The sequence below is a fragment of the Streptomyces sp. SID3343 genome (assembly GCF_009865215.1).
Taxonomy (GTDB): Bacteria; Actinomycetota; Actinomycetes; order Streptomycetales; family Streptomycetaceae; genus Embleya.
Genome location: NZ_WWJX01001132.1, coordinates 1 through 9,013 on the forward strand (window position 1 = coordinate 1; position 9,013 = coordinate 9,013).

Annotated in this window: 7 protein-coding genes; 3 read left to right on the forward strand and 4 right to left on the reverse strand. The window is 71.0% G+C overall.

The window, feature by feature from the left end:
- Positions 1-496: 496 nt before the first annotated feature.
- Positions 497-937, forward strand: coding sequence for a hypothetical protein (locus tag GT354_RS54915; protein ID WP_237535797.1), 441 nt, complete (start codon positions 497-499; stop codon positions 935-937).
- A 595-nt stretch (positions 938-1,532) separates the two neighbouring features.
- On the opposite strand, the gene GT354_RS35730 is transcribed toward GT354_RS54915, so the two are convergent.
- The 4 genes from GT354_RS35730 to GT354_RS35745 form a co-directional block, all read right to left on the reverse strand.
- On the reverse strand, positions 1,533-2,384 hold the full coding sequence (locus GT354_RS35730) for an alpha/beta hydrolase (protein ID WP_161360544.1): 852 nt from the start codon (positions 2,382-2,384) through the stop codon (positions 1,533-1,535).
- A 220-nt stretch (positions 2,385-2,604) separates the two neighbouring features.
- A complete protein-coding gene (locus GT354_RS35735) occupies positions 2,605-3,297 on the reverse strand; it encodes an alpha/beta hydrolase (protein ID WP_161360545.1) in 693 nt (230 codons plus the stop codon).
- A gap of 148 nt (positions 3,298-3,445) precedes the next feature.
- Complete coding sequence (locus tag GT354_RS35740; RefSeq protein ID WP_161360546.1) at positions 3,446-3,850, reverse strand: nuclear transport factor 2 family protein; 405 nt, start codon at positions 3,848-3,850, stop codon at positions 3,446-3,448.
- Between the two features lie 90 nt (positions 3,851-3,940).
- Positions 3,941-4,921 (reverse strand): aldo/keto reductase, encoded by a 981-nt coding sequence (locus GT354_RS35745; protein ID WP_161360547.1) that lies wholly within the window; start codon positions 4,919-4,921, stop codon positions 3,941-3,943.
- Between the two features lie 204 nt (positions 4,922-5,125).
- Here GT354_RS35745 and GT354_RS35750 point away from each other — a divergent pair, with 204 nt between their 5' ends.
- Both GT354_RS35750 and GT354_RS35755 read left to right on the forward strand, forming a co-directional pair.
- Entirely contained in the window at positions 5,126-6,046 is a 921-nt protein-coding gene (locus GT354_RS35750) for a helix-turn-helix transcriptional regulator (protein ID WP_161360548.1), read from the forward strand.
- A gap of 435 nt (positions 6,047-6,481) precedes the next feature.
- A partial coding sequence (locus GT354_RS35755) for an ATP-binding protein (protein ID WP_161358333.1) occupies positions 6,482-9,013 on the forward strand: 2,532 nt, incomplete at its 3' end.

The window sequence follows — 9,013 nt, forward strand, 5'->3', positions numbered from 1 at the left end:
CTGCGCAGCCGCGGCCTGCTGATGCGGGATCCCGACCTGCATCGGAACGCGGACCTGGCGTGGATCGAGTCGGCACTGGCCGCGCTGCCGGAGCCGGTCGCGAGCGAGGTGGGAACCTGGGTCGAGGTCATGCGCGAGCACGGCCCCCGCGAGGGCCAGTCGCGCGGGTACGACGGCATCCGCCGCTACCTCGCCACGCTCCAGCCGACCCTCACGGCCTGGACCACGACGGCTGGCGTGACGTCGCTGAGGGAGATCACCAAGGATCGGATCGAGGACGCTGTGGAAGGTCTGTCCGGCTACGCCCGCCGCGGACTGGCCACAGCCCTGCGCAGCTTGTTCCGCGCGCTCAAACGCAGGCGAGTGATCTTCCGCGATCCCACCCGGGATCTCCTGGTGGGCAACCCCCCGGGCATCCCGAGATCCATCCCATCCGACCGCCTGGTGGGACTGCTCGACCGGGCGAGGACGCCGCTCGGCCGCCTTTGTCGTCGCCTTGGTCGCCATCCACGCCCTCCCCGGACACGAGATCCGGATTTTGTGCACCACGGGCCTCGACCTCTCCCGCGGAACCCTCGAAGTACGGCGCGGCATGCTGCGACACACCCTCTACCTGGAAGCTCTCACCCACCAGTTGGCCGCCGACTGGACCGTCTGCCGCCACCGGCGGTGGCCGGCTTCGATCAACCCTCACTTGCTGGTCAGCCAGAAGTCTGCGGTCGATCCCGACCATCCGCCGGTCAGCATCGGCCTGCTGCGGGGAGCCCTGCCCCGTGGGCTGACGCTGAGCGGTCTGCGACAGGACCGCATCCTCGACGAAGCCGCCGAAACCGCCGACCCGCTCAGGCTGATGCGCTTGTTCGGCATCGCAGAGCAGACCGCCATGCGCTATGTCACGGCCGCCCATCCCGAGCGCACCACCAAGCTGCCCCGGTAACCGATCTGGAGCCCGGGCAGCCGTGGAGCTTGCCGTCGTCGGCCGGAGCGGCACCGCTTCGGAGTTCGATCTTCTGGAAGCTCTCAGGCCAGTAGCGGCCGCTGGGGGAAGTGCCCCACTGCATGTCGCGGTTGTAGGCGTTGACGATGCAGTGCAACTTGCCGTCGTGCCCCAGCGCAGGCGCGGTCGCCGTCGCGACTTCGGTGTGAATGATCTGGCTTACCCAGGGGTCGACCGCCGCGAAGCACACCATGCCGTGGGGAGCACGAAAGGCGCAGACGAGGTCGTCCCCGCACTGGGAGCTGAACACGACGAGGGCGGGGGCCGAGGGGTGCGGGCGCCGTTCCGGAAGCTTGGTTGTCCTGCCCCATACCGGGTCGGTTTCCGGTGATGCCGGTGCCAGGCCACCCGGTTGCGGTGCGGGGCAGGTGAGATGGGCATGCCTCGAAGCCTTCCGAGGGCGAGGCTGAACCTGCTGGACTGCGGCCGGTGACCGGCGTCGGGGTCGGTTGACCACGACGCCGGTGCTCGCCCTGGGCAAGAGCGGTGCAAGGGCGTGAGGCGGGATCGTCGCCTTGAGAGGTACTGCGGCAGGTCAGCGGTTTTCGCGGGCGGCTTGCTCGATCAGGCGCTCGACGACGCCCGGGTTGCTGATCATGACGACGTGCGAGGCGCCCTTTACCTCGACGACTCGCCTGGCGCCGGCGCGTTGGTACTCCCAGCGCTCGACGGCCGCGGGGATAGCCTTGTCGGCGGTCGCCACCACACCGTAGGACGGGATCGTGCGCCAGGCGGCCGCGGTGGTCGCGTCCTCGAAGGACGAGGCACTGAAAGGCCGTTGCCCGGCGGCCATCAGCGCGGCCTCCTTCTTGGAGACGTCGGCGGCGAACACGTCGCGGAAGCGGTCCGTCCGGATGTAGAGGTCGGTGCCGGCGCTGCCGTCCGGGTTGGGGAAGGGGACCGCGTTCAGGGCGGCCTGGATCTCGCTGCCGGGGTACTTGTTGATGATGTCGCCGAGCTTCTCGCCCGTGTCGGGGACGAACGCGGCGACGTAGACCAGCGCCTTGACGTTCGGGTTGCCGGCCGCCGCGTTGGTGATCACGGCGCCGCCGTAGGAGTGCCCGACCAGCACGATCGGCCCCTGGATCGACCGCAGGACGCTCGCGATGTAGGCGGCGTCGTTGGGTATGCCGCGCAGCGGGTTGGCCGGCGCCATGACCGGATACCCGTCCTTCTGCAGCCCGGACATGACGCCGTTCCAGTTGGACGCGTCCGCGAACCCGCCGTGGACCAGCACGACGGTCGGCTTGGGCGGGTGGGGGTGACGGTCTCCGTCGGAGGCAGAGGCGGAGGCGGAAGGGGTCAGAGTGGTGAACACTGCGGCACCGGCGAGGGTGAATGCCGCAGCGCCCAGGGCCAACTTCCTGCGGTTGCGCGGGGACTTCATGGTGCTTCTCCTCGAGTTCGGCGGTGTCCGGTGGTGACCCGCACCTGGGCTTGCGGCATCTGCTCGGCGTGACTGGGCAGTTCCGGGCGGGCGCGGGGAATGGGGGCGGCAGAGGCGGATCGCGCCGGTCTGCGGCATGACGGGTTGAGCGCCCGCCGACCGGCCCCTTGTCCAGGGGTGGTCGGCGGGCGCCGCCCGGTGGTGTGGTGTTCGGATGTGGTCAGGCGGTGGTGGCCTGCTTGATCAGGTCGGCGACGGCGGCGGGCTGCGAGACGTAGATCGCGTGGCTGCCCGCGACCTCGACGGTCTGCGCGCCGATCCGCTCGGCCATCGCGCGCTGGGCGGGCGGCGGGATCATGTTGTCGTCGGTCGCCACCAGGTACCACGACGGCTTGGTCCGCCACGCCGGCGTAAAGACCGCGCCGCCCGCCGCGTCCAGCCCCCACGGAACCTGCGAGTCGGCCAGAAACTCGGCCTGCGCGAGCGGCAGGTCACCGGCGAACGCAGCCGCGAACTTGTCGCGGTCCAGGAGCAGGTAGCCGTCGACCGGCGGCAGGATCGGCGGGACCGAAGCGCCGGGCGGCGGGTCGGCGATCAGGGTGTTCACGGACTCGCCCTTGTCGGGGGCGAACGCGGCGATGTACACCAGCGCCGCGACCTTCTCGTGGTTCCCGGCCTCGGTGACCACCACCCCGCCGTACGAGTGGCCGACCAGGATGACCGGTCCCGGCTGCGCGTCGATGACCGCCCGCGTGGCGGCCACGTCCCCTTCCAGCGAGATCGTGGGATTCTGCACGACGGCCACCTGGTAGCCGTCGTCCTTGAGGGCCTCGTGGACGCCCTGCCAACCGGAGCCGTCCACGAACCCTCCGTGGACGAGCACGACGTGTCCGCGTGGCGCGTTGTCGCTCATCATTCCTCCAGAGTCAGTCGGGCCAGTACGCGGCCCATGTCCCGAACTGTAGGAATGCCGCTGCTGTCGCCGCCCCCGTCAAATGACGTAGGTCCCGGTGCCTTTGTGCCGAGGGTGTCGGAGGGCGCCCGGCGGGTTCGCCTGGCAGTTAGACAACCTTGGGCTTGTCGACCAGGGTTCCGGCGTCGTGGTAGAAGAGCCGGTTCTCGACGATCTTTCCGTTCTTGACGGTGAACTGCTCGATGAACCGGGTCGCTTCCCCGGTCGCGATGTCGGTGATGCCGACGCACGCCGCGACGCGTTCGCCGTCGGCGATGGTGTAGTGCACCGTGATCGAGGAGATGTCGAGGTAATCGGGCAAGACCTGGGCGAGGGCGAGGAATTCGTCCTTGCCGTGGTAGGCCTTCCCGAAAGGCAGGAACAGCGGTTCGATGACCGCGATGTCGTCGGACAGGTGGGACAGGACTCCCTCGATGTCCCCCTTGTTCGCGGCGGCGAACATGGCTTCGACGACCGCGCGGTTGCGCTCGGTCGGTGACGTGGCTGCGGACATGGTGTTCCTCCTGCGGGGCGAGGGTTCTCGTGTGTTGGGAACCCCGGTGGGTTGGATGTTCGGGGCGCGGCTCCCGGGTCGCTGCCCGGTTCAGCGGTCGATCGTGGACTCGTTGAAGTCGTCGTGCCGGGCGCCGGTGGCCGGCGTGAGGCTGTCGAGCCGGTGCAACTGGCCGGCGGTCAGGACGACGCCGTCGGCGGCGGTGTTCTCCTCGACGCGGGCGACGCGCCGGCTTCCGGGGATCGGGGCGATGTCCCCGCCCTGGGCCACCAGCCAGGCCAGCGCGATCTGCGCCGGGGTGACACCGACCTCCGCCGCGATGGCCCGAACCTCGTCCACGAGCCGTAGGTTCTGCCGGAAGGCCTCGCCGATGAACCGCGGATTGGTCTTGCGCCAGTCCCCCTCGGGGATCTCCTCCGGCGCGCGGATCCCGCCGGTGAGGAACCCGTGGCCGAGCGGCGAGTACGGGACCAGCCCGATACCCAGCTCGCGCAGCAAAGGCAGCAACTTGGCCTCGACGTCGCGGGTCCACAGCGAGTACTCGGTCTGCAACGCGGAAATCGGGTGCACGGCGTGGGCGCGGCGGATCGTGTCCGGCGAGGCCTCGGACAGGCCGACGTGCAAGACCTTGCCCTCGGCGACCAGCTCGGCCACGGTTCCGATGGTCTCCTCGATGGGGGTGTTCCGGTCGACCCGGTGCTGGTAGTACAGGTCGATCCGGTCGGTGCGCAGACGCTTCAGAGAGCCCTCGACGGCGGTGCGGATGTTGGCGGGACTGCTGTCGAACATGGCGGTTGCGTCCCCGCCGTGCGACAGAATGCCGAACTTCGTGGCGATGACGGCCTGGTCACGCCGGCCCTCCAGCGCCCGGCCGACGATCTCCTCGCTGTGGAACGGGCCGTAGCTCTCCGCGGTGTCGATGTGGGTGACGCCGAGGTCGAGCGCACGGTGGATGGCGCGGACGGACTCGGCGTCGTCCAGGGCGCCGCCGGACAGGAGGGTGCCGGACATCGACATGGTGCCCAGGCCGATCCGGGAAACCCTCTGCCTCCCCAACATGGCGTGCTGCATCGTAAGACTCGTTTCTCGTAGAGAGTTGTGAAAGGAAGGCGCATAGGAAGGAGACAGCCGGCCCGCGTCCGCGGTATCCGGCGGCGCTCCCGATCTCGCCGACACCCAGACAACATCGGTCCACCCCACCTCCGACAGGCACTGCGGAAAGGGGTACTCGCAGGGACCCCATACGGGACGCGGGTCGCGCCTATGCTCGGTCCCATGGACGAGAAAGAGACCGCGCGGGCAGCGGTCCGCGACTTCCTCACCACCCGCCGCGCCCGGGTCACCCCCACCGACGCCGGCCTTCCCGCACAGGGCACCCGCCGCCGGGTCAAAGGCCTGCGCAGGGAAGAAGTCGCGCTACTCGCCGGCGTCAGCCCCGAGTACTACGTCCGCCTCGAACGCGGCCAGGCCACCGGGCCCTCCGCCGGAGTCGTCGACGCCGTCGCCGACGTCCTGCGCCTGGACGACGACGAACGCACCCACCTCGACCGGCTACTCGCCGCACTGACCCCCGCGTCCCGCAAACGGCGCCGCAGCGCACCGAAAGACTCGGTCAATCCCGGAATCCGGGTGCTCCTGGACTCCATGGACCACCTGCCCGCCGTGGTCTTCAACGGCCGGTTCGACATCCTCGCAGCCAACACCCTGGGGCGCGCACTCCTCGCACCCGTATTCGACCTGCCCGGACGGACGAACTGCGCCCGCTTCCTGTTCCTCGACGAGCCAAGAGCCCGGGACTTGTTCCCCGAGTGGGACCGGATCACCGCCGACACCGTGGCGACGCTGCGCATCGAGGCCGGCCTGCACCCCGACGACCCCGACCTGACCGAACTGATCGGGCAACTCGCCACGCGCAGCACGGAGTTCCGTAAGCAGTGGGCGGCCAACGACGTGCGCGTCGCGCGAGCGGGCAGCAAGACCTTCCGGCACCCGCTCATCGGCGAGATCACCCTGCCTTACGAGACCCTGCGCATCGACGCCGCCTCCAGCCAGGTGATCAGCGTCTACACCCCCCGGCCCGGCACCCCCGAAGCCGACGCGATCCGCCTCCTGGCCAGCTGGAACGCCGACGACCAGCGGAACACGAGCCCGGCAGCGGGAACACCCGGCCGACCCGACGACCCAGCCGGCCTCTGACCGGCAGCGGTAGGCATCCCCGACGGCTCACGGCAGTCCCCGCGCTTCGCGGAGAGAGCGCGCGCTGCTCTCCTTCACCATAGGCGGGGACACAGCGCGAGCACTCCGGGCCGACACGTCGCGTCACGTGAAAGCAGGCCTTGTCGACCGAGTTGCCTACCCTGGGCAATTCCGGTCCCAGCACGCGGGTTCCGTCCCAAGGACGCGGTACGGACGGCGGAAGCGAAACCACGTACGGCGATGGCACCTCGTCCGCCGCTCGATCGCCGACTCGGCGGGCCCGTCGGCGAAACATGCAGGCCCCACCGGTGGCCGACGTGCAACGTGGGAGGTGACGAACCGGTTCGGACGACCGGTTCGCAGGGCGGAACGGGTCCCCGGCCTCGGGCCCCGCGCCGCTGTCGACGGCGTCCGCGGGCCCAGTAGAGTCGCGACGTGCCGGGGTGGATGTGGGGCAGTCGGCTCGTGGGGCGCGCCCGCGAGCTGGACGTACTGCACGGCTTCGTCGACGCTTTGGCGACAGACAGCGGCGCCATGCTCGTCGTCGGCGAGGCCGGCGTGGGCAAGACCTCGCTCCTCGACGCCGCCGCTGCCCATGCTGCCGAGCTCGGCATGCGCGTCCTGCGTGCGTCCGGCATCGAGTTCGAGGCGGAGGTGAGCTTCGGCGGGCTCCACCACTTGGTCGCCCCGCTTGCCGCCGAGACCGCCGTACTCGCACCCGACGCGCGACGTGCGATCGGCGTCGCCGTGGGACTCGCGCACGGTCCCGCGCCTGACCACCTTGCGCTGACAAACGCGCTGCTCGCCCTGCTCTCCGAAGCCGCCGGCCGGGACGGCGTGCTGGTGCTGGTCGACGACCTGCACTGGCTCGATCGCGCGAGCGCCACGCTGTTCGGCATCCTCGCGCGGCGCCTCGGTGGCTCGCGTATCGGCCTGCTCGGCGTCGTTCGGACCGGTGAGGGCAGCATGTTCGAGGGCGCCGGCCTCGCGGAGATTGCCGTCGGACCGCTCGACGAAGCCGCCGCGGCGGTACTCCTCGCCGAGGCGTTCCCCCAGATGCCGCCGCGGACGGCCCGGCAGGTGATCACCCAGGCCCAGGGCAACCCGCTCGCGCTGATCGAACTCCCGGCGCCTCTCGGCCCGACGACCGAACCTCCGCCCAGGCGCACACCGGTCGGCCGACGGCTGCAGCTGACCTTCGCCCGGCGGATCGACGCGCTGCCCGCCGACACGCGCGCCCACCTGCTCCTCGCGGCACTCGACGGAACCGGCTACCGGTTCCCGGCATTCCCGGCCGGCGAGCTCGAACCGGCCGAGCGCGCACGGCTGATCCGCATCCACCCGGTCACCCGCGAAATCCGGTTCCGGCATCCGCTCACCCGGTCCACCGTCGTCGAGCTGTCGACCGAAGAAGAACGGCGCGGAGCACACCGGCGGCTCGCGGGACGGCACCCGGCCGGCTCCGAGCGACGCGCCTGGCACCTCGCGGAGGCAGCGTCGGCACCCGACGAGCAGATCGCGCAGCTCCTTGAGGAAGCCGCCCTGAAGACCAAGGGACGCGGCGACCCGGTCGGCGCCATCACCTTCCTCCTGCGCGCCGCCGAGCTGAGTCCCGAACCCGACGAGCACCACCGCCGCGCCATGTTCGCGACCTACCTCGGTGCCGACGTCACCGGAGACCTCACCGACCCGCAGACGCACCTCGCCGAACACGGCGGGCACGGCCACACGGTGGCGGCCGCCGTCGCCGCCGCCTCCTACCTGGTGAACACCGGCGGCGACATCGACACCATCCACCGGCTACTGCTCGGCGCCCTGCGCACCACCCCCCAGCCGGTCGCAGCCTGGGACGCGCTGTTCACCGAGACCGTCTACGTCCTGCAGGCGAACTGCTCCTTCGGCTCCCGACCCGACCTGGCAGACGACTACTGGGCGGTCCTCGACCGGATCGGCCCCGAACCCCCGCGGGTCCTCGGCCTGCTCGGCGCCACGTACCTCGAGCCCACCCGACGGGCGGCGCCTTCGCTCCCGCTGCTCGACGAGGCAATAGCCGGCATCGGCGACCAGGCCGACCACGCCCACACGGTACAGCTGGGCATCGCGGCGCTGTACGTGGACCGGATCGCCGGATGCCGCGGCGCACTGTGGCGGGTGGTCGAGCACGGCCGCGGCGGCGGCGCAGTCGCGGCGGCACTCAAGGCGTACGCGCTGCTGGGGTTCGACGGCGTGCTGAGCGGCGACTGGGACGGCGTCCAGCGGCTCACCGAAGAGGGGCTCGCCGTCACGACCCGGCACCACTACCGGCTGCTCGGCGGCTTCCTGCAGTACAGCCGGGCGATGGTCGCCGCCGCCCGCGGCGAGCGCGAGACCGTCCGGCACCTCGCCGACGACCTGACGGCCTGGGCGGCACCGAACCGCATCAACTTCGTCCTTCAGCTCGCCGCACACGCCAAGGCCGTCGACGCGCTGAGCAACGGCGAGTTCGAGACCGCCTACCGCCACGCGGTCGAGGTCTGCTCGCCGCAGACCGTGCCCTCGCACAAGCCCGCGGCACTGTGGGTCCTGCTCGACCTCGTCGAGGCGGCCGTCCGCGCCGGCCGGACCGCGGAGGCGCGCGCGCACGTCGCCGACATCCAACGCTCAGGCGTCGCCTACCTCTCACCCCGCCTCGCCACGATCGTGGCCGCCGCCACGGGGATGACCGCCCCGACCGCCGCGTTCCGCGAGGCCTTCGACACCGCGCTCGCGACCCCGGGAGCAAGCCGCTGGCCGTTCACGCAGGCCCGGATCCGACTCGCCTACGCTGAACGCCTCCGCCGCGCACAGTCCCCCTCCGCATCCCGGCACCAACTCACCGACGCCCTCGACACCTTCGAACGCCTGGGCGCCGCCCCCTGGGCAGCCCGGGCACGCGCCGAACTCCGCGCAAGCGGCACACCCACCCCCCACCCGACCCCACGCCCTGCC

What these genes read in the sequence shown, in the direction of transcription:
- GT354_RS35735 (WP_161360545.1), bottom strand. Translation starts at nt 3,297, where the DNA reads ATGAGCGACAACGCGCCACGCGGACACGTCGTGCTCGTCCACGGAGGG.
- GT354_RS35740 (WP_161360546.1), bottom strand. Translation starts at nt 3,850, where the DNA reads ATGTCCGCAGCCACGTCACCGACCGAGCGCAACCGCGCGGTCGTCGAA.
- GT354_RS35730 (WP_161360544.1), bottom strand. Translation starts at nt 2,384, where the DNA reads ATGAAGTCCCCGCGCAACCGCAGGAAGTTGGCCCTGGGCGCTGCGGCA.
- GT354_RS35750 (WP_161360548.1), top strand. Translation starts at nt 5,126, where the DNA reads ATGGACGAGAAAGAGACCGCGCGGGCAGCGGTCCGCGACTTCCTCACC.
- GT354_RS35745 (WP_161360547.1), bottom strand. Translation starts at nt 4,921, where the DNA reads ATGCAGCACGCCATGTTGGGGAGGCAGAGGGTTTCCCGGATCGGCCTG.